This window comes from Reyranella sp. (assembly GCF_036558665.1).
Lineage (GTDB): Bacteria > Pseudomonadota > Alphaproteobacteria > Reyranellales > Reyranellaceae > Reyranella.
Genome location: NZ_DATBFE010000081.1, coordinates 18,279 through 40,798, shown reverse-complemented (window position 1 = coordinate 40,798; position 22,520 = coordinate 18,279). Strand labels below are relative to the sequence as shown.

At 65.6% G+C, this 22,520-nt stretch carries 19 protein-coding genes and 1 other RNA gene; 7 read left to right on the top strand and 13 right to left on the bottom strand.

What is annotated here, in order from left to right:
* Window positions 1–23: 23 nt before the first annotated feature.
* The 3 genes from VH499_RS13795 to hflK form a co-directional block, all read right to left on the bottom strand.
* Complete coding sequence (locus VH499_RS13795) at window positions 24–1,529, bottom strand: Do family serine endopeptidase (protein ID WP_332053316.1); 1,506 nt, start codon at window positions 1,527–1,529, stop codon at window positions 24–26.
* 206 nt (window positions 1,530–1,735) lie between these two features.
* Window positions 1,736–2,623, bottom strand: a complete 888-nt coding sequence (gene hflC / locus VH499_RS13790; protein WP_332053315.1) for a protease modulator HflC — start codon at window positions 2,621–2,623, stop codon at window positions 1,736–1,738.
* Window positions 2,620–3,663: an FtsH protease activity modulator HflK gene (gene hflK, locus VH499_RS13785; protein WP_332053314.1), complete on the bottom strand. Its 1,044-nt coding sequence runs from the start codon at window positions 3,661–3,663 to the stop codon at window positions 2,620–2,622. Before hflK ends, hflC begins: the two co-directional genes overlap by 4 nt.
* 243 nt (window positions 3,664–3,906) lie before the next feature.
* On the opposite strand from hflK, the gene apbC reads away from it, so the two are divergent.
* On the top strand, window positions 3,907–5,049 hold the full coding sequence (gene apbC, locus VH499_RS13780) for an iron-sulfur cluster carrier protein ApbC (RefSeq protein WP_332053313.1): 1,143 nt from the start codon (window positions 3,907–3,909) through the stop codon (window positions 5,047–5,049).
* Here the strand turns inward: apbC and VH499_RS13775 are convergent.
* Entirely contained in the window at window positions 5,046–5,621 is a 576-nt protein-coding gene (locus VH499_RS13775) for an N-acetyltransferase (RefSeq protein ID WP_332053312.1), read from the bottom strand. The two genes, apbC and VH499_RS13775, sit on opposite strands and share 4 nt — an antisense overlap.
* Complete coding sequence (gene thyX, locus VH499_RS13770; RefSeq protein ID WP_332053311.1) at window positions 5,618–6,559, bottom strand: FAD-dependent thymidylate synthase; 942 nt, start codon at window positions 6,557–6,559, stop codon at window positions 5,618–5,620. Before thyX ends, VH499_RS13775 begins: the two co-directional genes overlap by 4 nt.
* A gap of 76 nt (window positions 6,560–6,635) precedes the next feature.
* Here thyX and ssrA point away from each other — a divergent pair.
* From ssrA to VH499_RS13755, 3 genes are all read left to right on the top strand, one after another.
* Window positions 6,636–6,960: a transfer-messenger RNA gene (ssrA, locus tag VH499_RS13765) on the top strand.
* Window positions 6,961–7,040: 80 nt separating this feature from the next.
* A complete protein-coding gene (locus VH499_RS13760) occupies window positions 7,041–7,610 on the top strand; it encodes an SspB family protein (RefSeq protein ID WP_332053310.1) in 570 nt (189 codons plus the stop codon).
* Between the two features lie 68 nt (window positions 7,611–7,678).
* Complete coding sequence (locus VH499_RS13755; RefSeq protein WP_332053309.1) at window positions 7,679–9,295, top strand: fumarate hydratase; 1,617 nt, start codon at window positions 7,679–7,681, stop codon at window positions 9,293–9,295.
* 67 nt (window positions 9,296–9,362) lie between these two features.
* On the opposite strand, the gene VH499_RS13750 is transcribed toward VH499_RS13755, so the two are convergent.
* Entirely contained in the window at window positions 9,363–9,908 is a 546-nt protein-coding gene (locus VH499_RS13750; RefSeq protein WP_332053308.1) for a hypothetical protein, read from the bottom strand.
* Between the two features lie 131 nt (window positions 9,909–10,039).
* Here VH499_RS13750 and VH499_RS13745 point away from each other — a divergent pair, with 131 nt between their 5' ends.
* The gene (locus tag VH499_RS13745; RefSeq protein ID WP_332053307.1) at window positions 10,040–10,717 is read left to right on the top strand and encodes a VOC family protein; all 678 of its coding nucleotides are present in this window, start codon (window positions 10,040–10,042) and stop codon (window positions 10,715–10,717) included.
* 45 nt (window positions 10,718–10,762) lie between these two features.
* On the opposite strand, the gene typA is transcribed toward VH499_RS13745, so the two are convergent.
* Window positions 10,763–12,595: a translational GTPase TypA gene (gene typA / locus VH499_RS13740; RefSeq protein ID WP_332053306.1), complete on the bottom strand. Its 1,833-nt coding sequence runs from the start codon at window positions 12,593–12,595 to the stop codon at window positions 10,763–10,765.
* A 101-nt stretch (window positions 12,596–12,696) separates the two neighbouring features.
* Between typA and VH499_RS13735 the strand changes: the two genes are divergently transcribed.
* Window positions 12,697–12,942 carry a ribbon-helix-helix domain-containing protein gene (locus VH499_RS13735; protein ID WP_332053305.1) on the top strand — a complete coding sequence of 82 codons (246 nt, stop codon included), beginning with the start codon at window positions 12,697–12,699 and terminating at the stop codon, window positions 12,940–12,942.
* On the opposite strand, the gene VH499_RS13730 is transcribed toward VH499_RS13735, so the two are convergent.
* A complete protein-coding gene (locus VH499_RS13730) occupies window positions 12,929–13,759 on the bottom strand; it encodes a nitroreductase family protein (protein ID WP_332053304.1) in 831 nt (276 codons plus the stop codon). The genes VH499_RS13735 and VH499_RS13730 overlap by 14 nt on opposite strands.
* Window positions 13,760–13,766: 7 nt before the next feature.
* Window positions 13,767–17,000: an AsmA family protein gene (locus tag VH499_RS13725; protein ID WP_332053303.1), complete on the bottom strand. Its 3,234-nt coding sequence runs from the start codon at window positions 16,998–17,000 to the stop codon at window positions 13,767–13,769.
* Between the two features lie 77 nt (window positions 17,001–17,077).
* Between VH499_RS13725 and VH499_RS13720 the strand changes: the two genes are divergently transcribed.
* Complete coding sequence (locus VH499_RS13720) at window positions 17,078–17,272, top strand: DUF4169 family protein (RefSeq protein WP_332053302.1); 195 nt, start codon at window positions 17,078–17,080, stop codon at window positions 17,270–17,272.
* A gap of 8 nt (window positions 17,273–17,280) precedes the next feature.
* On the opposite strand, the gene VH499_RS13715 is transcribed toward VH499_RS13720, so the two are convergent.
* The 4 genes from VH499_RS13715 to VH499_RS13700 form a co-directional block, all read right to left on the bottom strand.
* Window positions 17,281–17,790, bottom strand: coding sequence for a helix-turn-helix domain-containing protein (locus VH499_RS13715; RefSeq protein ID WP_332053301.1), 510 nt, complete (start codon window positions 17,788–17,790; stop codon window positions 17,281–17,283).
* Between the two features lie 593 nt (window positions 17,791–18,383).
* Complete coding sequence (locus VH499_RS13710) at window positions 18,384–19,148, bottom strand: Bax inhibitor-1/YccA family protein (RefSeq protein ID WP_332053300.1); 765 nt, start codon at window positions 19,146–19,148, stop codon at window positions 18,384–18,386.
* Between the two features lie 126 nt (window positions 19,149–19,274).
* Window positions 19,275–21,791 (bottom strand): ABC transporter permease, encoded by a 2,517-nt coding sequence (locus tag VH499_RS13705; RefSeq protein WP_332053299.1) that lies wholly within the window; start codon window positions 21,789–21,791, stop codon window positions 19,275–19,277.
* A 10-nt stretch (window positions 21,792–21,801) separates the two neighbouring features.
* Window positions 21,802–22,515, bottom strand: coding sequence for an ABC transporter ATP-binding protein (locus VH499_RS13700; RefSeq protein ID WP_414709782.1), 714 nt, complete (start codon window positions 22,513–22,515; stop codon window positions 21,802–21,804).
* Window positions 22,516–22,520: the final 5 nt, after the last annotated feature.

The following is a 22,520-nucleotide window of genomic DNA, read 5'->3' as shown; positions in this document are numbered from 1 at the left end:
GAGAGGCGTCGCCGGTCGCGGCGCTACTTCGTCAGCCTGAGAGCGGCAAAGCGCGGATCGCCCTGGCGCTCGACGAACAGCAGGACCGAGCGCTTCTTCTGCGCCTGCAGCTTGGCCACGATGTCCATGACCTCCTGCGGCGATGTCACGGCCTTCTGGTCGACCTCGACGATCACGTCGCCCGCCTGCAGCTGCTTTTCCGCCGCCGGGCTGTCGGGAACGACACGGGTCACGACCACGCCCTTGACGTTGTCGCTGAGGCCGTACTTCTCGCGCAACTGATCGCTCACCTTCTGCAGGGTGAGGCCGAGCTGCTCGACCGTCGACGTCACCGCCTGATCGCGCTCCATCGGCTTCTTGGGCTGGGCCGGGCCCTGGGCGGAAGCATTCTGCTTCTCGGGCTCGTCCTGCTCTCCAATCCTGAGCTTCAGCGTCTGCTGCTTGCCCTGCCGCCACACCACCGTATCCACGGTGCTGCCGACACGGGCATTGGCGACGAGGCGCGGGAAATGACGCAGGTCGGGCACGTCCTGGCCGCCGAAGGACAGGATGATGTCGTTGCGCTTGATGCCGGCTTTGGCGGCCGGGCCGTCGGCCACGACGTTGGCCACCAATACGCCTCGCGCACGATCGAGGCCGAAACTGTCCGCGATGTCGTCGGTCACGCTCTGGTAGCTGACGCCGATCCAGCCGCGCCGGACGCGGCCAAACTCGCGCAGCTGCTCGGCGACTTGCTTCACCAGGTTGGACGGGATCGAGAAGGCGAGCCCCGCGTTGGTGCCGGAGGGCGAGTAGATCGCCGTATTGACGCCGATCACCTCGCCGTCGGCATTGAACAGCGGTCCACCCGAGTTGCCCTTGTTGATGGCCGCGTCGGTCTGCAGGTAGTCGTCGAGCGAATCCGAAAGCGCCCGCCCGCGGGCGGAGATGATGCCGGCGGTCACCGAATGGCCGAGTCCGAAGGGGTTGCCGATGGCGATCACCCAATCGCCGACCCGGACCTTGTCGGAGTTGCCGAACTTCACGGCCGGCAGCGGCTTGCCGCCGGGTGGATCGACCTTCAGCACCGCGAGGTCGGCCCGGCTGTCGGCGCCGACCAGTTTGGCCTTGAGCTGCGTGTCGTCGCGCAGGATCACCGTGATGTCCTCAGCGCCCTGGATGACGTGATTGTTGGTGAGGACGTAGCCTGACGGATCGATAATGAACCCCGAGCCCAGCGAGGTCCCGCGCCGATGCCGCTGCTCCTCGCCGCCGCGATGGTCGAAGAACTCCTTGAACAGCTCCTCGAACGGCGAGCCCGGGGGAAGTTGCGGCATGTCGCGCAGGCGCGGCCCCTGCTGCGGCAGGTTCTGGGTAGTGGTGATGTTGACCACGGTCGGCATCAGCACGTCGACCAGGTCGGCGAAGCTCTGCGGCGCCTCGCGCGCCGCCACGGGAGGCGCGACCAGCGGCTGGCTCAGCACCAAGCCCAGCGCCGCCACGGCAGCAACCGCTCCCTTCGAAAAGCCCTCGAAATCCCTGAGATTCACGCCCCGACCCTCCAACGGCGCTCAAAGGCCCATAGTCGGAACGGCCGGCGCCGCGCGTTCAATTCCGTGTCTACATGGGCACCGATTGTGGCGCAAATAAAGAGGCCGTTATATCGCTGCCCACAGCGCAGATTCGCCGGCCTCGTCCAAAACAAGCCGGCGGCGTGGCAGGATTGCCACAGCCTCTGGCTCGCACGTCTGCCGGCCTATTTCTTGCCGGTTACCGCAATCTCGGGCGGGCGGTTGAAATAGCGGAAAAAATCGTTGTCGGGGTTCAGGATCATGGTGCCGCCGCCGGAGAAAGCCTGCCGGTAGGCCTCCATGCGCCGCCAGAAGGCGTAGAACTCCTTGTCCCGGTCGAAGGCGTCGGCGTAGATCTTGGTCGCTTCGCCGTCGGCCTGACCCATGGTGATCTGCGCCTTGAGACCGGCATCGGCCTTGATCACCGCCACCTCGCGATCGGCGGTCGCCCGGATCCGCTGGTTCTCCTCGTCGCCTTCGGCGCGTAGCTGGCCAGCCTCCCGTTCACGGTCGGTCTTCATGCGATTATAGACCGACTGCGAGTTGGCCTGAGGCAGATCCGCCCGCTTGATGCGCACGTCAACGACCTGGACACCGAGATCGCTCGTCTTGCCGTTCACGCGCTTGGTGATGTCGTCCATCAGCGAGGCGCGTTGCTCGGTCAGCACCGCATGGAGCGGCACCGAACTCAACACGCCGCGGATCTCCGAATTGATCAATGAGTCGAGCAGGCCGCGCAGGGCGGGCTCGCCGGCGGGCACACGCTCGGCGAACAGACGGGCGTCGTTGATCCGAAAGCGGGCGAAGGCATCGACCACCAGTCGCTTCTGGTCGCCGGCGATGACCTCGAATTCGTCCGCCTCGTAGTCGAGCAGCCGCCGGTCGATGCGGACGATGTCCTGGACCAGCGGAATCTTGGCGTAAAGACCGGGCTCGGTCTTGGGCTTGCCGACCAGCGCACCGAATTGACGGACCAAGACCTGGGTGGTCGGATCGACGGTGTAGAAGGTCTGGGTGAGAAGGAAGATCACGACCGCCAGAGCGATCAGGGCGACAATCGAACGATTGCTCATTGCGTGCCTCCCTGGGTCGCGGCGTTCGATCGCGGCGGCGACGGCGTCGAGGGTTGGGAGGGCTTCAGTTCGGGCAGCGGCAGATAGGGCAGCACGCCCGGCCCCGCCGCATTCTTGTCGACCACCACCTTGTTCATATTGTGCAGCACATCCTCGATCGTCTCGAGATAGAGGCGCTCGGTGGTAATGTCCTTGGCCTTGGCGTACTGCTGGTACACCTGGTCGAAGCGTTGGGTATCGCCTTTGGCCCGCGCCACGGTCTGGGCCTTGTAGGCTTCGGCCTTCTGCACGATCGAGGCCGCCTCGCCCTTGGCGCGCGGCAGGACCTGGTTGCGGTAGGTATTGGCCTCGTTGATCTTCTTTTCCTTGTCGGCGCGTGCCGCCTGCACGTCGCGGAACGCCGCGATCACCTCCTGCGGCGGGTCGACGCGCAGAAGCTGGACCTGGGAGATGCGAACACCAAGGCCGTACTCGTCGAGGATGCGTTGCAGCAGGTCCTTGGCATCCTGCTCGATCTTGGTGCGGCCCTCGGTCTGGGCATATTGCAGATTGGACTGGCCGATGATCTCGCGCATCGCCGCCTCCGACGCGGCCCGCACCGTGTCCTCTCCGTTGCGCACGGCGAAGGCGTACTTGAATACGTCCTTTACCTGCCACAGCACCGCGAACTCTATGTCGACGATGTTCTCGTCGCCGGTCAGCATCAGGTTTTCCGACGAAGTGGCGCGCGAATTGCGATTGAAGCCCGCCGCATTGCGCGAGCCGATCACGGTCCGGCGCTGATCCTGCACGTTCACGATCACGACGTGGCCGATCGGCGCGGGAAGATTGTAGTGCAGGCCGGGGTCGACCGGGCCGCCATAGGGCTTGCCAAAGACGAGCTGGATCGCCTGCTGATTGGGCTGCACGCGGAAGAAGCCGGTGAGCAGCCAGACCACGATGGCCGCGAGCGCGATCAGTATCAGGCCCTTCGCCGAACCAAAGCCGCCGGGAAGGAGATTGCGCAGCCGCTCCTGGCCCTTTCGGATGACGTCGTCCATGTCAGGCGGACGGCGTGAGCCGAAGGGCCCGCCGCCACGACCGCCTCCGCCGCCCCAGGGTCCGCCGCCTCCGCCTCCGCTGCCGCCGCCTCCGCCGCCCCACGGGCCGCCGCTGTTGTTATTCCACGCCATCCATCACCTCAGGGCCTGCAGCGGGACTTTGCTTTCATGCCGCGCTGCATATATGTGACGGCACTATACCCTCAATCAAGCGCGACAGTTTATTGCCGGGAGCGAGCGAACATGCCGGAAGTCACCGAATCGGCCGTGCGCGGCGTTCTCGAAACGGTCATGGATCCGGTCACGGCCAAGAGCGTTGTGGCGTCGGGCATGATAAGCGGCATCGCCACTCGGGGCGGTCACGTCGCCGTGACCCTCGAGGTCGATCCGTCGCGCGGTCCCTCGCTGGAACCCCTGCGGCTGGCATGTGAGCAGGCGGTACGCGCCATGCCCGGCGTTCTTTCCGCCACGGCCGTCCTGACTGCGGAACGCGCCGCGCCGGCTCCGCCGCCCATGCCTGCCGAGCGGCGGGTGCGAAGCGGGCCTGTCCATCGTTCGGGTGCGCCCGGCGGCGGCCGGATCGAGGTACCGGGAGTGAAGCACATTATCGCCATCGCCTCGGGCAAGGGCGGTGTCGGCAAGTCGACGACCGCCGTCAATCTCGCACTCGGCCTTGCCGCCATCGGCGTCGCCACAGGACTGCTCGACGCCGACATCTACGGGCCGTCGATGCCGCGCATGTTGGCGGTGACCGAGAAACCTGAATCGGCCGACGGCAAGCAGCTCAAGCCGATCGAGCGCTACGGACTGCGCACCATGTCGATCGGCTATATCGTCAACGAGGAGACGCCGATGATCTGGCGCGGCCCGATGGTGTCGAGCGCCCTCGAGCAGATGCTGCGCGACGTGCAATGGGCCGAGCTCGACGTCCTGGTGGTCGACATGCCGCCTGGCACCGGCGACGCGCAGCTGACGCTCGCCCAGCGGGTAGCGCTATCGGGCGCAGTGATCGTCTCGACGCCGCAGGACATCGCTCTGGTCGACGCCCGCAAGGGCCTCAACATGTTCCGCAAGGTCGCGGTGCCGGTTCTGGGCATCGTCGAGAACATGAGCTATTTCGTCTGTCCCAAGTGCGGCGAGCGATCCGAAATCTTCGGTCATGGCGGGGCCCATGAGGAGGCCGACAGGCTCGGCGTGCCGTTCCTGGGCGAGATTCCGCTTCATCTCGACATCCGCACCACATCCGACAGCGGCCATCCCATCGTGGTCGCCCAGCCCGACAGCCCGCATGCGCAGGCCTACAAGAACATCGCCGGCCGTGTCTGGAAGCAGCTCACCGCCAAGCAGCGCGGACCGCGCGCCGCCCCGCGCATTGTGATGCGCTAGGCACCGAACGCCGATCGCTTCCTTTTGTGCGCCGGACCGCGTCGCTTCGTCCGGGCCTTGCCGACCATGCCGTGCACCCCGATCATCGAACCGGCGACGAGCTCGAGGGCGAGAAAGCGGCGCTCTTCGACCCAGCCGGGAAGCTGGACATTCAGGGCAAGGTCGCGGCGGAACCCGAACTGACTGTAGTACTCGGGATCGCCCACCAGAATGATACGGCTGTGGCCCTGGATGCGCGACTGCGCCATCGAGTGCCACATCAGCGCCTTGCCGTAGCCGAGCCCGCGCAACTCCGGCGCGATCGCGAGCGGGCCCAGCATGACGGCCGGCCAACGCTCGTTGATCAGGACCGGCCAGTTGCGGATCGAGGCTACGAGCCGGCGCTTCTGATCGAGGGCCACGAAGCAGAGATCGCGCAGCGGCGGGACGTCCTCGCGCAGCCGGTAGACCGTCTTGTGGAAGCGGTCGGGGCCGAAGGCGGCCGCGGTCATCTCCTCGATCGGCTCGGCATCGCGCGGGCGCTCGCGCAGAAGGCGCAGCCGGCCGGGATCGCGGGCCGGGCGGACGGTCATTTCGAGGAAAGGCCGAGCGCCGACATCAGCTCGCGCCATTCCCGCGGGTTGAGACCGCTCGATTTCTGGTCGACCCTCTCGCCCGCGATCATGCGCTTCACCGCGGCGAGTCCGGTTTTCGACAGGTGCGCGCCGCCCATGCGGTATTCCATGAAGGCATCGTGGCAGAACGGGCACCAGCGCTTGAGTGTGTCGAGCATGGTCTCGGCGTAGACGCGGATCTCGTATTGCGCATGGGCGTCGGCCCGCAGCGAAAGGAAGTGCATGAGATTGTGCAGGTTCGTCTTCCAGTACCACTGCGTATAGAAGGCGAGTGACAGGTTCATGCGCGCAAGTTCGCGCGCCAGCCCCGAGCGTTCAGGATCGAGCGGTTGACCGGTTTCGCCCTCGTTCAACATCTCCATGTAGTGCTCGTAGACAAGCTCGGCGTCCTTCCTGAGAAGCGCAAAGACGCGCTCGGCCTCCTTGCCGGCCAGGAGCTGGTCACGGCCCTGCCGGTTGGCCTTGCTCTGGGCCGCCAGATGCTCGGGCTTGGGAATGTAGAACTCATTGTCGAGGATCGAGTAGCGCGCCGAATACTCGTTCACGTTGGCGGTACGATGGCGGATCCACTGCCGCGCCACGAAGATCGGCAGCTTCACGTGATATTTGATCTCGCACATCTCGAACGGCGTCGTGTGGCGATGGCGCATGAGATAGTTGATCAACCCGCGGTCCTCGCTCACCTTCTTGGTGCCGCGCCCGTAGCTCACGCGCGCCGCCTGCACGACCGCCGCGTCGTCGCCCATATAGTCCACTACCCGAACGAACCCCTGATCAAGCACGGGCAGCGCCCGGAAAAGGATTTCTTCCAGCGCCGGCGCGACCGGCCGCAACGTCTTGCTGCCGCCTTCGCGAGCCTCGTCTATTTCAGCCTGCTGATCGGTGGAGAGGGGCATCGTGTGTTGTCCTTGGTTGGCCGCGGACTCTATGGGTCCGGGGCGGCGCCTTCCATGGGGAAATCGGCAGGCAGCGTGCCTTCAAAAACCGCGTCGGCGCGCTTATATTGGGTCCGTCGGGAAACCGACTATGGCGATAAACGCCGCGTGGCATAAGCGTATCGGACCCGGGGGCGGTACCCGGCGCCTCCACCATTTTCCCTCGTTCGCCGAACGGGATCGATGGGGGCGAAACAGGATCGACGAGCGTGGTAAAGGCGCGGTTTTTGCCCGGCATGGTTCCGCCGCAAAGGGCCACACACAAGTGCCAACGATAACGACGTTGCACTCGCTGCTGCCGCCTAAACAGCGGACGTAAGCGCGGTTTCGGGAGGGCACCGGGCAACAGAAGCCCTCCCACTTTCCTTCCTCTGAATCGCTTTTTCACGGCGTTGACTCTCATGGGACGCGGGCCGATGCTCCGCGAAAGTTCCGGCAAGCCATGAACGATCGCTTTCACTACGACGCTCTCGTCGACGACGCGCTGCGCAGCGTCGTGCGCCGCGTGCTGACTCAAGTGGCCGACAAGGGGCTGCCGGGCTCGCATCATTTCTACATCTCCTTCCGCAGCACCGATCCGGGCGTCCAACTGCCCGAGTATCTGCGCGCCAAATATCCGGACGAAATGACGATCGTCCTCCAGCATCAGTACTGGGACCTCATCGTCCACGAGGACTTCTTCGAAGTAACCGTGAGCTTCAACAAGCAGCAGGAGCGCATAAAGGTGCCCTTCTCCGCGCTGTCGGCCTTCGTCGACCCGTCGGTGCGCTTCGGCCTGCAATTCGACCGCAAGGACAAGGCCGGCGGTCCGGTCGACAAGGCCGAGCCCGTGCCGCCCACGCCGTTGTCGGCGCCGGAAAGGCGGCCTCAACTCGGCGGCCAGGACAGCGAAGCCAGCGAAGGTGCAACCGGCGAAGCCAAGGCCGAATCGGCCGGCCAGGACGCAGCCGAGGGCAAGCCGGAAGATCCGGCGTCCAAGATCGTCAAGCTCGACAGCTTCAGAAAGAAGTAGCTAGACGCCGCAGCCCGCTTGCGGCAGGGATGCGCGCTTTCCAAGCAGGCGCCAGGAGAGTTCGTCGCATGCCCGAGTTCCAGTTTCAGGAAATGTTTCCGAGCGGCAAAGACACCGCGCCCTATCGCAAGCTGTCGTCCGATTTCGTCGGTTCGGCCAGGTTCAATGGCCGCGAGGTGCTGACGATCGACCCCGAGGCTTTGACCCTGCTTACGGCGACCGCCTTTCACGACATTTCCCATCTCCTGCGACCCGACCATCTCGCCCAGCTCCGCTCGATCCTCGACGACTCCGAAGCGTCGTCGAACGACAAATACGTGGCGCTCGAGCTCCTGAAGAACGCCAACGTCGCCGCCGGCGGCGTGCTGCCGATGTGTCAGGATACGGGCACCGCGATCGTCATGGGCAAGAAGGGCCAGGCGGTGTGGACCGGCGGTGGCGACGAAGCAGCGATCGCCAGAGGCGTATTCAAGACCTACACCGAGACCAACCTGCGCTACAGCCAGGTGTCGCCGATCTCGATGTTCACGGAAGTGCAGACCGGCACCAATCTGCCGGCGCAGATCGACATCTACGCGACTGACGGTGACGCCTACAAGTTCCTGTTCATCGCCAAGGGCGGTGGCTCGGCCAACAAGAGCTATCTCTACCAGCAGACACCGGCAGTGCTGAACGAAGCGGCGCTCCTGAAGTTTCTCGATACCCAGATCCGCACGCTGGGCACCGCGGCCTGTCCGCCCTATCACCTGGCGATCGTGATCGGCGGCACGTCGGCGGAGATGAACCTCAAGACGGTCAAGCTCGCCTCGACGCGATACCTCGACGATCTTCCGGGCGAGGGCAACGACAAAGGCGTGGCGATCCGGGACCGCGAGATGGAACGGAAGGTGCTGGAGCTCACGCGCCAGATGGGCATCGGCGCGCAGTTCGGCGGCAAGTATTTCTGCCACGACGTGCGCGTGATCCGGATCGCCCGTCACGGCGCGTCGGTGCCGATCGGGCTCGGCGTCTCCTGCTCCGCCGACCGCCAGGCGCTCGGCAAGATCACGAAGGACGGCATCTTTCTCGAGCAGCTCGAGACCAATCCGGCGCACTACCTCCCCGAGGTCGAGCCGCAGCAGCTCTCGGGCGACGTGGTGTCGGTCGATCTCGACAAGGGCATGGCGCACACGCTCGCAGTACTGGCGAAATATCCCGTGAAGACGCGCGTCAACCTCACGGGCACGCTGATCGTCGCCCGCGATTCAGCGCACGCCAAGCTCAAGGAGCGGCTCGATCGCGGCGGGGGCCTGCCGGACTACTTCAAGCAGTTTCCGGTCTACTATGCCGGCCCGGCCAAGACGCCCGAAGGCATGCCTTCGGGCTCATTCGGTCCGACCACGGCCGGCCGCATGGATTCGTACGTCGATCTCTTCCAGGCCAACGGCGGCTCAATGGTGATGCTGGCCAAGGGCAACCGCGGCCGTCAGGTGGTCGATGCCTGCAAGAAGCACAAGGGCTTCTATCTCGGCTCGATCGGCGGACCGGCCGCGATCCTCGCCAAGAACTGCATCAAGAAGATCGAGGTGCTGGCATATCCGGAGCTCGGCATGGAAGCGATCTGGCGAATCCAGGTCGAGAACTTCCCCGCTTTCATCGTCACCGACGACAAGGGCAACGATTTTTTCAGCGATCTGAAGATCTGATGCGGACCGTCCCCTATCAGCCGGATGGCGCCACTGCCGGCAGCGCAGGCGCCGGTACTCGGTAACTCTAGCTGCGGCAACCTCGGGCTTTTGCGCACCAGCGGTCTATCCAGATATTGCCTTCCGTGGCATTGATGACCTGCAGAAGGCTGCCACGGCAACCGAGCATGCGGAAGGTCTGGTCCTGGTTTTCGATCCGACCGATGACGTCGCCCAGCAAGCCGGGTCGGTCGTAGACGGTCACGACGCCGTCGAGACGGGTGTTGACCGCCAGAACGTCCGCCGGCAGCCAACCATGGGCGTGCGGCCGGCCATCGCCAGCCGCGTAGTCCTCCGGACTGAGCGTGATCCGCGCCCAACCCTTCTTGCTTCCGGTGACGGTCACGACCAGTGGCGTCAGCTCCGCGCCGGTATCCCTGGCGGCGAGGGCAGCCAATACGGTTCCCTCCGGCGTCGGCTCGGCACGCACGAGAACCCGTTCCCCGGGCCGCAGCAGCATGTATGCCTCGGTGACTTTGCAGGAACCGGCGGGGCCCAGACCCGCGCCGTTCGACGTTTCGACAACGGCAAAACCGGCAAGCACGGCGATCGTGCCCATAATGGCGCGGATCATCCTCACCCTTCTCACATACGCACGGCAGGTCCCTTTCTGCCGGCTCCGTGCCCCACGAGCGTTCCTAGCAGCCGGTCCGCACGGAGTCCGGCGACCTTTGTATGTCCTGTGCGTGGGGTAAGATCGTGGCCATGAAGCTCGCCAAGAACCATCTCGACCTCGGCCTTTTTTCCAACAAGCGCGACGAACAGCTCGCTTTCTGGCAGCACACGATCGGGCTTCCCTACGACCACATGGGCAAGCTGGGTGGCGGCATGCAGCAACACCGCCATCACATGAACGGCTCGATCCTGAAGATGAACCATGCGCGCGATCCGCTGCCTGCCATCGCGCCCTCCGGCATCGTCGGCCTGCAGATCGCGCGCGAAGGACTGGCGGCGCCGCGTCCTTTGGCCGATCCCGACGGGAACAAGGTAGCGCTGGTGCCGAAAGGGGATGGGAACGTCGACGGCATCGCCGTCCTGCTCAGGGTGAACGACCCCGCGGCCCATGACCGCTTCTGGACGCACGCCATGCAATGTGAACGGGTGCGTGATGGCTGCTATCGCTGTGGCGACTCGCTCATCGTGATCGCCGAACGAGGCAAGGTCGAGCGCAGCGTCGAATGGCGCGGGCCGGGCTATCGCTACACCACGATCCAGGTATGGGATTGCGCCGCCGAGTACCGGGGCATCCTGGCTCGCGGCGGCACATCGGGCGGCGAGCCGCGGCTTCTCGGCGACACGGTGCGCTTCGCCTTCGTCTGCGACCCCGACGGCAACCACATCGAGATCAGCCAGCGGGCCAGTTTGACCGGAGGGCGGCTGTAAGCCGGGGCCCGCCACCCGGCTACGCGATCACGCTTTGCACGCGACCTATTCCGCCGCCTCAGCCTGGGCTTGTTTCCTCGCGCGCTTGCGGTCCTCGGGACTGAGGAAGCGCTTGCGAAGCCGGATCGACTTCGGCGTGATCTCGACCAACTCGTCTTCTTCGATATAGGCGATCGCCTGCTCAAGCGACATCTTGCGCGGCGGCGTGAGCCGGACGGCCTCGTCCTTGCCGGCGGCCCGGATGTTGGTGAGCTGCTTGCCCTTCAGCACATTGACCTCGAGATCGTTGCCGCGGCTGTGCTCGCCGATGATCATGCCCTCGTACACGGCAATACCCGGGTCGATGAACATCGGCCCGCGATCCTCGAGGTTCCACATCGCATAGGCGACCGAGACGCCTTCTGCATTGGCGATCAGTGCACCGTTGCGGCGGCCCGTGATCGGCCCGCGATAGGGACCGTATTCGTGGAAGATGCGGTTCATCACGCCGGTGCCGCGCGTATCGGTCAGAAACTCGCCGTGATAGCCGATCAGGCCGCGGGACGGTGCATGAAAGACGAGTCGCGTCTTGCCGGCGCCCGAGGGCCGCATGTCCTGAAGCTCGCCCTTGCGCAGCGATATCTGCTCGACCACGATACCGGTGTAGGCATCGTCGACATCGATCACGACCTCCTCGATCGGCTCCAGCCGCTGACCGCTTGCCCGATCGGCCCGGAACAGCACGCGCGGCCGGCCGACGGCAAGCTCGAAGCCCTCGCGGCGCATGGTCTCGATCAGCACGCCGAGCTGCAGCTCGCCGCGACCCGCCACCTCGTAGGTGTCGGCGTTCTCGGTGTCGCGTACGCGGATCGCGACATTGCCCTCGGCCTCGCGCATGAGGCGGGCCCGGATCATACGAGTCGTGACCTTGTCACCCTCCCGACCGGCGAGCGGCGAGTCGTTCACCATGAAGTTCATGGCGAGCGTCGGCGGGTCGACCGGCTGCGCCGGCAGTGCCGTCTCGACCGCGAGATCACCCAGCGTGTCGGCCACCGTTGCGCTCTTGAAGCCGGCGACGGCCACGATATCGCCCGCCTCCGCCTGCTCGATCGGCTGGCGCTCCAGGCCCCGGAAGGCCAGCAGCTTGGTAACGCGCGTCTCCTCGATTCGGTCGCCGTTGCCGTTCAGCGCCTTCAGGATGGTGTTTGGACGAACGGCGCCAGACTGGATACGCCCGGTCAGGATGCGGCCCAGGAAGGGGTCGGACTCCAAGGTCGTGACGAGCATGCGGAAGGCCGGATCGACATCGACCTTCGGCGCCGGCACATGGCGCAGGATAAGGTCGAACAAGGGCTCCATGTCCCTGTGCTCGGCGTCGAGCGATGTCGCCGCCCAGCCCTGTCGGGCCGAGGCGAAAAGCGTCGGGAAGTCGAGTTGCTCGTCATTGGCGTCGAGCGCTGCGAAGAGATCGAACACCTCGTCATGGACCTGGTGGGGACGCGCGTCGGACCGATCGACCTTGTTGATCAACACGATCGGCCTGAGCCCCAGCCGCAGCGCCTTGCCCAGCACGAACTTGGTCTGTGGCAGCGGGCCTTCGGCCGCATCGACCAACAGCACGACGCCGTCGACCATCGAAAGAATGCGCTCGACCTCGCCGCCGAAATCGGCATGACCCGGCGTGTCGACGATGTTGATGCGCGTGCCCTTCCAGACGACCGAGGTCGCCTTGGCCAGGATGGTGATCCCGCGCTCGCGCTCGAGGTCGTTGGAATCCATGGCGCGCTCGGCCACCTGCTGGTTTTCGCGGAACGTTCCACTCTGCTTCAGCAGACAGTCCACCAGCGTGGTCTTGCCATGGTCGACGTGCGCGATGATCGCGACGTTACGGATGTCCATATTGTCTTCCGGAGGGGATTGATGGCGGCGGTATATACGCACGGGGTGTGCCACCCGCAAGGCGGGTTGAGTGACCTTCTTGCCGCTGCCAGAGTCGAAAAATGGGCCAGAAAATGCGCAAGCGCTCGGTCACAATCGACGGCCACCGCACTAGCATCTCGCTGGAGGATGGCTTCTGGGACGAACTTTCGGCCATTGCGGCGGCGCGCCGGCAGTCTCTGAATGCGCTGGTAGCCGAGGTGGACCGGGCACGCGTTACGGCTTCTCCGGGCGATGGCGGCAACCTGTCGAGTGCGCTTCGCCTCCATGTGCTGCAGACGCTGCGTCAGCGCCTCAATCGAGGTTGAACTTCTTCCCGCGAACGAATTTGCCGAATCCCGCCCGCTCCGGCACCGAATATTGCCGGACCTTGTCCTCGGACCAGCCATAACTGTCGCTCTGGCCGAATTTTTCCGTGAGACGCTGGGATTTGTACGGCTGCACCGCCTCTCGCCGCGCGTCGTAGGCGGCAATCTTCTCCCGCAGACCGCTTTCGTCATAGCGGTCATGATGGACCGTGACGTCGAGCCCGAGACGCGGGCTCATCACGCCGGCGAAGGACGGCCAGCCCATGCCGAGCGCCGCCACGGGGAGCACATGATCTGGCAGCTCCAGTATTCCAGAAACCTCCTCGGCGCGGTTGCGGATGGCGCTGATCGGACAGGTCCCGAGGCCCACCCGATCCGCCGCGGCGACAAAGGTCCCCATCACGATGCCGGCATCGACCGAGGCGTTGAAGAACGGGTCGAGATGATCGTTCACGAACGGCTGGCCGCGCCAGGCATAGAGCAGCCGGTGCCGGCGGTTGTTGGCACAGAATACCAGGAAGACCGGAGCCGCCTTCACCCAGGGATTGTCGGGCAGCAGCGCCTCGAGCTTGTCGCGCTGGTCCTTGTCGCGCACGATAATGATATCGGCCTGCTGGAGGTCGCTCTTGGACGGCGCCGACAGCGCCACGGCGCACAGCGTCTCCACTAGCGCCGGGTCGACCGGCCTGTCGAGATAGCGGCGCATCACGCGCCGGTCGGCCATGTCGGCCAGAACCCCGACGCCGTTTGGCTCCTCGGCGAGGGAAGGCGCAGAACCGAACCGCGCCTTGAGCACGGCGAGCAGTCGTTCGAGCAAGGTGTCCTCAGCGGCCGAAAAGGTTGGGGATCGGAAGATTGGGAACCGGCACGTTGGGCAGGATCGAGCGCGCCGGCGCCGTAACGTCGCTCGCGCCCTTGCCCAGCGTGTTGACGAAGCCGGGCGGATCCCTGGCGCTGCCGCGCGACACCCCATACGACGGCGAGGCCAGCGGCCCATGCACCGTCGCGATCAGGTAGGGAGCCGAGGTGTCCTCGGCGATGACGAAGTTGACCCGTGTATCGGTCGTGGAGTTCGCGAGATCGGTGCGCGTCGCGATATTGGCGGTCGCCCTATCGCCCTGGACGATCAGCGACTTGTCGGTCAGAACGCCGCCCGCGATATCGACCCGCCCGGAGAGCGGGTTGTCGCGATTGACGAAGCGATTGAGGATCAGGGAGGCCGCATTCAGCATGTTGCTGACGCCGATGCCGCCGGTCTGGCCGACGATGCCGAGCGCCGAGCCCAGCGTATTGTCGATCACGCCGCCCACGACGCCTGTCGCCGCCGTGCCGAGCGTCGTGAGCGCCTTGTCGGCTCCTGCGTAGATATGACCACTGAGTTGCGCACCGCCAGCAATGGACTTCTTGATCTGGTCGGCTGTCGTCCCGCTACCTTTGACGACGATGCTGTCGACGTTGAGCTTGCCGTCGACCGTGATCTTGACCGTACCGCCGAACACGTTCTTGCCGGACATGCTGCGCAGCATCTCGCCAAGATAGATGTTGGTGGCATCGCCCTTGAAGTCCAGGCCGAGCGCCGGCTGCCTCGCATCGACGACGCCGGAAAGGTCGAGCGAGCCACCGAACAGCGCGCCCTTGAAGTGCGACAGGGTAAGCACGCCGTCCTTCAGCGTGGCGGCTATGCTGGCATTGGCGACACGCAACGGCGAACTCACCAGCGTCGCGGCCTCGAGCTTCAGGGCACCGTCGAAGGAGCGCAGCGCAGCGGAATCGATCGGCTTGTCGGCGGATCTGGCTGGCGGCTGGCCGTGGGCCGGTCCGGCCGCCGCATGGGCACTCAGCTTGTCGAGATCGAGCAGCGAAGCCCTGAGATCGGCGGTGACGTCCGGCCGGCCGCCAAGCCTGGCGTCAATCGTCCCTTCGATCGCTTGTCCGTCCAGAACGACGCTTCCCTTGTAGCTGACAGACTGCGGTATCCCCTTTGCCGCGCCCGGCATCGAGAGCGTCCCGCTCGCCTTGACGTTCTTGCCCATCGCGGCGACCGTCAGTTCCTTCAGCGCCAGCCGCTCGAGGCTACCCGAAATGCCGCCGCTCGCCTTGACGAGGCCGAGATTGTCCGGCGCCGTGACGCCGACCGCCGTCAGCAGCCGCGTCATATCGGTCGCCTCGAAGTTGAAAGCGATATCGGGCTGCGGCTCCGTCGCGTCGAAATCGGTCACGACGCCGCGCACCGCGAACCGGGCGGTCGCGAAGTTGGACACCTTGATGTCGTTCAGCCTGAGCGTGTCGCCTTGCAAGGCGACATCGATATCGACGTCGCTTACGGGCTGCTTCTTGTAGATCAGCTTGCCGATCCTGGCCTTCATACCGAGGCTTGGTCCCGCCACCACCTTTCGCGGTGGCGTTGCCGCCGTCGCGGCCGCGCTCGAAGACGATTGTGCGGTCGCCTTCTGGCCGACGGCCGAATGCGCAAGGAAGGCATCGAGGTCGAACGTGTCGAGATCGATATGGGCGACCACCGCGAGCGGAACGCTGAAGGTTACGGCAAGTCCGCCCGTCGCCTTGAGGGTGTCGAGCTCGATCGCGGCATCGGGGACCTGCACTTCCCCCTTGGTCGAGACCATGCGGCCCTTGATGCTCAATCGTGAAAGCTTGTCCGACGGTAACGAGGAGACGTCGATCGCAAGCCAGTGCAGGGTGTCGCGCAGCTTGGGCGCGACGAGGCTGAACTCGCCCGAAGCGGTCGGCCGCGCCGCATCGCCCGAGAGGGTCGACTTCGCGGTGACTTGCATGTCGCCCGGCAGGGTGGCGCTGAGCTTCGGCACTGCCACGGCGCCGCCGCGCGCCTCCAACTCCAGCACCACGTTGCGCACCGGCTGCCTGTTGTAAACGATCTCGCCAACGTCGAGCGCGAGCTTCGCGTTCAGCGTGGCCAGCAGACTGCCCCCGGCTTGGGCGGCCGAAGAGCTCGCCGCGGGCGCCGAAGCGGCTGCACCGCCTGTTGCCGTCGGCGTCGTCGGAGGAGACAGCGCCGCCAGCCAGGCGTCGAGATCGAGCCTGGGAATCGAGAGCTTGCCGTCGACGGCAAGCGCCGGCTTGAGGGTGACGCTCAACGAGCCGGATCCGCTGTCCTGCCCCTGCCGGATCTTGAAGTCCTTGGCGGCGAAAGCGGTCTGCGAAAGATCGATGCCGCCCTCGAAGCTGAACTTGCCGGCCAGCAGCGGCGGCAGGTTCGGGGCCGGTTGGCCCGCTAGACCCATGAGCACGCCGACAAAGGCAGTCAGGGACTCGGCCGAGACATTGGCCGTCCCGGTCAGGTGGGCGTCGGGACCAAGGGTGCTGAGACTGCCCTTGAAACCAAGCTTGCCGCCGCCGCCGGACAAGGCGACATCCGTTGCGTAGCCGTTGCTGCCCTTCGCCCCTACGCTGAGATCGAAGGTGAGCGGGGCTCCGTTGATGGTGGCACTGCCGGCAAGGCTGTAAGGTCCGTCGACCGAGCCGACGGAGGCCGTAAGATTTGCCTTTTCAGCCACCACCGAAAGGCCCGCCCTGGAATCGCTGAAGATCAGGGTTCCGTCCTTGAGGGTAAGCGCCCCCACCGACAGCGGCTTGGGCGAAGCTGGCTTGGGCGCGGCAGGTCGGGCTTCGACCACCGATGGCGTGAATTCCCAGTTCGGCTTTCCCTCGGCATTGACCTCGAGCACGATCTTGGGCTGGTCGAGAATGACCTCGCTCACTTCGAGATTCCCGAGCAGCAGCGCCAGCAGCGACGGCCGAACGGTGACCGACTTCACCTCGACCATGTTCGGATTCTTGGCGCCCGGCATATTGAAGAAGCGGACGCCGTCAACGCTGACGCTGGGCGTCGGCAGCAAGGACAGACTCACGGGTCCGTCGATCACCAGGTCGCGACCGGTCGCCTTCTTCACCTCCGACGTGATCTGCGGCTTGTAGCTGTTGAGATCGATGAAGGCAGGCGCGACCAGCAGAACCAGGACAATCAGGAGGACCGTGCCACCGCCGCCGATCAGGAGCGTGTTGCGCTTGGAAGGGCTCATCTTCTCCCCACTTACCGGCTCGACCGAGCCTAGCGCATCGGGGTTCGGTGCGGCATAGAGAAATTGAGGATCGTCACATGGCCGAGATCGTCAACTTGAGGCGTGCCCGCAAGGAGAAGGCGCGGCGCGAACGCACTAGCGAAGCCGACATGAACCGGTTGCGTTTCGGACGCACCAAGGCGGAGAAGACTGCCGACAAGGACCGCGACAGGCGACAGCGCCAGACTATGGCAGGCAAACGCCTGGACCCGCCGACATCCAAGGATCGTTAGAGCGACCGTCAGCGCACCGCCGGCCGGGTGAGAGCCAGACGGTCAAAAAAATCGCGCGTGGTCTGCTGAGCGCCAGGACCTGCGATAGCACGGACATTGGTGAGTTCGAGCTTGCGGCCGCTCGCGGCGTCGATCAGCACCGGCTCGAGCGGATGACCATCGTCTCGATCAACGAGGTCCATCGGCTTGCCGGTGCGTGATGCGGCACCATAGCGATCGCCCCACTGTTTGAGGCCGACGATGACTGTGAACAAGGCCGCACCCTTCTCGGTCAGGCGATATTCATGGCGCAGCGGACGCTGGCGATAAGCAGACTTGCGGAAGACGCCGGCTTCGACGAGCTTCTTCAGGCGCGCCGTGAGCACGTTGCGCGCAATGCCGAGATTCTCCTGGAAGTCGTCGAAGCGACGCACGCCGTAGAAAGCGTCGCGCACGATCAGGAGTGTCCAGGGCTCGCCCACGACGTCGAGTGCCGAGGCGATCGAACAATTCATCTGCTCGTAGGATGTCCGGCGCATGGCGGCAAAGTATAGGCCGCCGCCATGCTCGTGCAATCTTGCGCTGCCGGCGACCGCGTCGGCACCCCGCCATGATTCAGGCGGCCGGGACACTCCCGAAAGGCGCAAATTCGTCCACCCCGATGCGCCCGACATGAGCGCCCCGACCAGTACGCCGCGCGCACCAGCGGTGCATGCTGGTCGCCCTCGAATGCGAGCGTCCGATGAAGAGGCTCATGATGAAGCCGGTGCCGCCGCAGACGGCGGCCCTAAACTCGAACCTATCTGGTCCGCGAAAGTCGTTCGGCAAAGCCGAGACCGTCGAGGCGACAATCCGGATCGACGCCGGATCATCGACGGTTGCGAGAGTCAGCAGGAAGAGCCTCACCCCGCGCGGCGCGCTCGCTCAGCGACGCAAGCACTCCGACAGCGAGGGCGATGATGGTGGCCGAGGGGGATTACCACCCAACTGAACGGGGAGTTGGCGAACAGCAGCGCCAGCGACAGCCGCCGCCAAAGGTGGACGCCGCCTCGCCGCCGTGTCATGCCGGCACTCCACAACAAGACGCCCGGGTCTTGCGCCCCGGGCGTCTGCGTCGGCCTGGCGATGCCGGCTAGTCGCGACTCTGTCCCATGAAGCTCATCAGGAACTGGAACAGGTTGACGAAGTCGAGATAGAGGCTGAGCGCGCCGAAAACCGCGACCTTGTCGGCCATCTGGGTGCCCCAGGCGTCACTGTACTGCTCCTTGATCTTCTGCGTGTCGTAGGCGATCAGCCCCGAGAAGATCAGCACACCGAGGATCGAGACGATGAACGCCACACCGCTGGAGTGGACGAAGAGATTCACCAGGCTGGCCAGGATGATGCCGATCAGGCCCATGAACAGGAACTTGCCGAAAGCGCTCAGGTCGCGCTTGGTCGTGTAGCCGTAGAGGCTGAGGGCGCCGAATGCGGCGGCCGTCACGAAAAAAGTACGCGCGACCGACGCTCCGGTGTAGCGGAACAGGAGGAGCGACAGGCTGACGCCCATCAAGGCCGTGACGCCCCAGTAGATTGCCTGCAGCCCGCCGAGGCTGATCTGCGCGGCGCGGAACGACGCCACCATCAGCAGTCCAAGCGGCGCCAGTATGGCGATCCAGCCGAGAATGTTCAGGCCGACGGGAATGACCGCGCCGCCCGGAGTGACTCCCATCTGGAAGAAAATGTTCTGAAGCTGCGGCGAAGCGAAGAGGGCGAATGCCACGATGCCCGACAGCGCCAAGCCCGATGCCATGTAGTTGTAGACACGGATCATGTGGGCGCGCAGGCCGACATCGAATGTCGCCTGGTCCGCAATCACGCCCGGACGGCCAAAGGTGTTGAAGTTCTCGTTTGCCATTTCTCACGCCTCCGACTGGGACCTCATCGCCGAGCCCCTTTGCCCGCCAATGTGGGCATGCAGTCCAATTGAATCAAGCGCAGAACGGTACCCCAACAATTGTGCCCAAATCGTGAAATCTGCAGTTCATTCGTTACGCAGCAGGGCCAAAGGCCGCTGCCGCAGGGCCGCTATGGTCCCCGCCAGCCCGAAAGCCAGGGTCAAGGCCATGGCGCCGACGGCAACGGCAACCGCCACCATGGGCAGGAAGGTCCATTGCAGGCTCATCAGGTGGCGGACGACGAAGTAGGCCGCGAGCGTGCCGACCCCGAGGGCGGCAAGTGCAGTGGCCAGCCCGAGGGCCAGGAATTCCCAGGCAAAGATGCCGGCTATGCGCGTCCGCGTCGCGCCCAGCACCTTCATGACGACCGCCTCGTGGATTCGCCGGCGCTGGGTCGCCAGCATGGCGCCGGCGAGGACGAGGATGCCGGCGAGGATGCTGATCAATCCGATGAGCTCCGTGGCGAGCCCGATATTGTCCAGCACCTCGGAGGCGGTCCGCACGGCGTCGCGCACGCTCACCACCGTGACGTTGGGGAACTTCTCGGTAACCGCCTTGAAGATCGCGTCCTCGGCCTCGGGCCTTGCCCTTACCGTGGCGAGGAAGGTGTGCGGGGCACGGTCGAGGATGCCGGGCGAGAAGACCATCACGAAGTTGATGGCCAGCGTCTGCCAATCGATATGCCGCAGCGAGGCGATGCGCGCCTCGATATCGCGGCCGAGCACATTCACCGTGACCGTGTCGCCGATCGCGAGGCCGAAGTCGCGCGCCAGCGTCTCGTCGAACGAGACGAGTTGCGGTCCACGATAGTCGGCGGCCCACCATGTGCCGGCGACGACGTGTGCGCCTTCCGGCACCGTCGTGGCGTAGGTGATGCCGCGGTCGCTATCGACGGCCCAGCGCGCGCCTGGCGGAATCGCGACCTCGCTGACCGGCTTGCCGCCGAGTTTGACGATCCGGCCGCGCAGCGACGGCACCTTGTCGAGCGCGCCGGCGCCCGGGATCGCGCCGATGGTTTGCTCGAATTCGGGCATCTGGGTCGACTGGATGTCGACGAAGAAGAAGGCCGGTGCATCCTTGGGGATGCGCTGCGTGATCTGCTCGCGCAAATTGCCCTCGATCAGGGCGGTGGCAACCAGCACGGTGAGGCCGAGGCCGAGCGATAGCATCACGATCGGCGTCGGCGAGCCCGGGCGATGAAGGTTGGCAAGGGCGAGACGAAGGGACGCGAGTCGCGGCTTGCCGGCGCGCGCCGCGGCGACCATCACGCCACGCGCCAACAGCGGAAAGGCGATGAACGCGCCCAACGCGCCCAGCACGAAGTAAACCGCGATTCGCTGGCTTTCGGCGGTCTCGATGGTGAAGCCCGCGAGCAGGAGTGCCATGCCGGCCACCAGTGCGATATCACGCCAGCCGAGCCGCCGTCGCTCGACGGGCGTGCCGCGCATGAGGCTGGCGGCGGGAATGCCGCGTGCACGGATCAGTGGCACGAGCGCAAAGAGCATCGAGACCAGCAGGCCAAAGGCGGCCGCCGTGGCGAGTGGCCTGAAGTAGAGCGCGATCCGCGCCTTCACCGGCAACAGACCGGCGATCAGCGACTGGGCCACGAACGGCAGTGCCGCGCCGAGCGCGACGCCGACGGCGACCCCCAGGAGGGCAAGGGTGCCGAGCTGGATGAAATAAGTCGCGAAGATCAGGCGCTGCGGCGAGCCGAGGCACTTCATGATGGCAATGGTGCGCATACGGCCGGCAAGGAAGCTCGAGACGGCGTTGCCGACGCCCACACCGCCCACCAGCAGCGCGGAAAGCCCGATCAGGCTGATGAACTCGGTCAGCCGGTCGAGCCAGAAGCGGATGCCGCCGCCAGCCTCGCCGAGATCCCGGACCCGCCAGCCGGCCTCCGGAAAGCGCATCTTGATGGCGGCTGCGACTTCCCTGTCCGACCGGCCCGGCGGCAGCTTCAGACGATACTGCCAGGTGAGAAGGCTGCCGGGCTGCACCAGTCCCGATTCGTCGAGCGCTGCCAACGGCATCATCAGGCGGGGTCCGAGGCTTGCGAAGGCGCTGAGGCCGCTGTCCGGCTCGCGCTCGATGACGGCGCGGACCTGCAAGGTCGCGTCGCCCACCTTCACGAGTTCACCCAGCGCGATGTTCATGCGCTTGAGTGCCGCCTCCTCGACCGCCGCACCCCAAACGCCATCGCGCCTGGCGAGGGCGTCCGGCAAAGATCGTCCGTCCCGCAATTCCACCCTGCCATAGAGCGGGTAGCCCGGGTCCACCGCTTTCAACTGAACCAGCGCCGCCGTGCCACCGGGGTGAGCCGGCCGCGCCATCGAGCGGCTGTCGACCCATTCCACGAGCGGCCCCTGGGCGCGCAGAAACGCGATCTGCTCGGGCGTTGCCTCGCGATAGAGCAGTGAGATCGCGACGTCGCCGCCGAGCAACTCGCGGGCATCGGCACGCAAGCCTTCCTCGATGGCGCGGCTGAATGACAGGATCGCCGCAATCGCCCCTACACCCAGCGCGAGGCAGGCCAGGAACAGGCGAAAGCCGCCCAGACCGCTTCGCATCTCGCGACGCGCCAGCTTCGCGGCCAAGGCCATCAGCCAGTGCTCATTGCGCAGCGAGCACGGAGCCGGCAGCCGGGCGCCGGTCGCCGACCACGAGGCCGTCGGCTACGCGCACGATGCGGTCGCAGCGCCCGGCAAGCGTCATGTCGTGCGTGATCAGGATCAACGTCGCTGCGTCGGCGCGCGCCATTTCGAACAGAAGATCCATCACCTTCCTGCCGGTCGAACCGTCGAGATTGCCGGTCGGCTCGTCGGCCAGCAGCAGTCTTGGCCGGCCGACGAAGGCGCGCGCGATAGCCACGCGCTGCTGCTCGCCGCCCGAGAGCTGGGCCGGATAGTGGCTGAGGCGCGGCCCGAGGCCCACGCGCTCGAGTGCCCCTTGCGCCGCGTCGAACGCGTCCGGCCGGCCCGCGAACTCCAGCGGCAAGGCGACGTTCTCCAGCGCCGTCATGGTCGGGATGAGATGAAAACCCTGGAATACAATGCCTACATTCTCGCATCTGAGACGAGCCCGGGCATCGTCGTCGAGCGGGCCGAGATCGCGGCCGACCATCTCGACGCGACCGGATGTGGCGCGCTCCAGGCCGCCCGCCACCATCATCAGGCTGGACTTGCCGGCACCCGACGGACCGACGACGGCGGCGATCTCGCCGGCTGCGATCTCGAGCGTGATGCCTCGCAGGATGTTGACCATGCCGGCATCACTTGCCATGTCGAGATGAACGTCGGTGAAACGAACGATCGGCGGGGCGGTCACCAGGA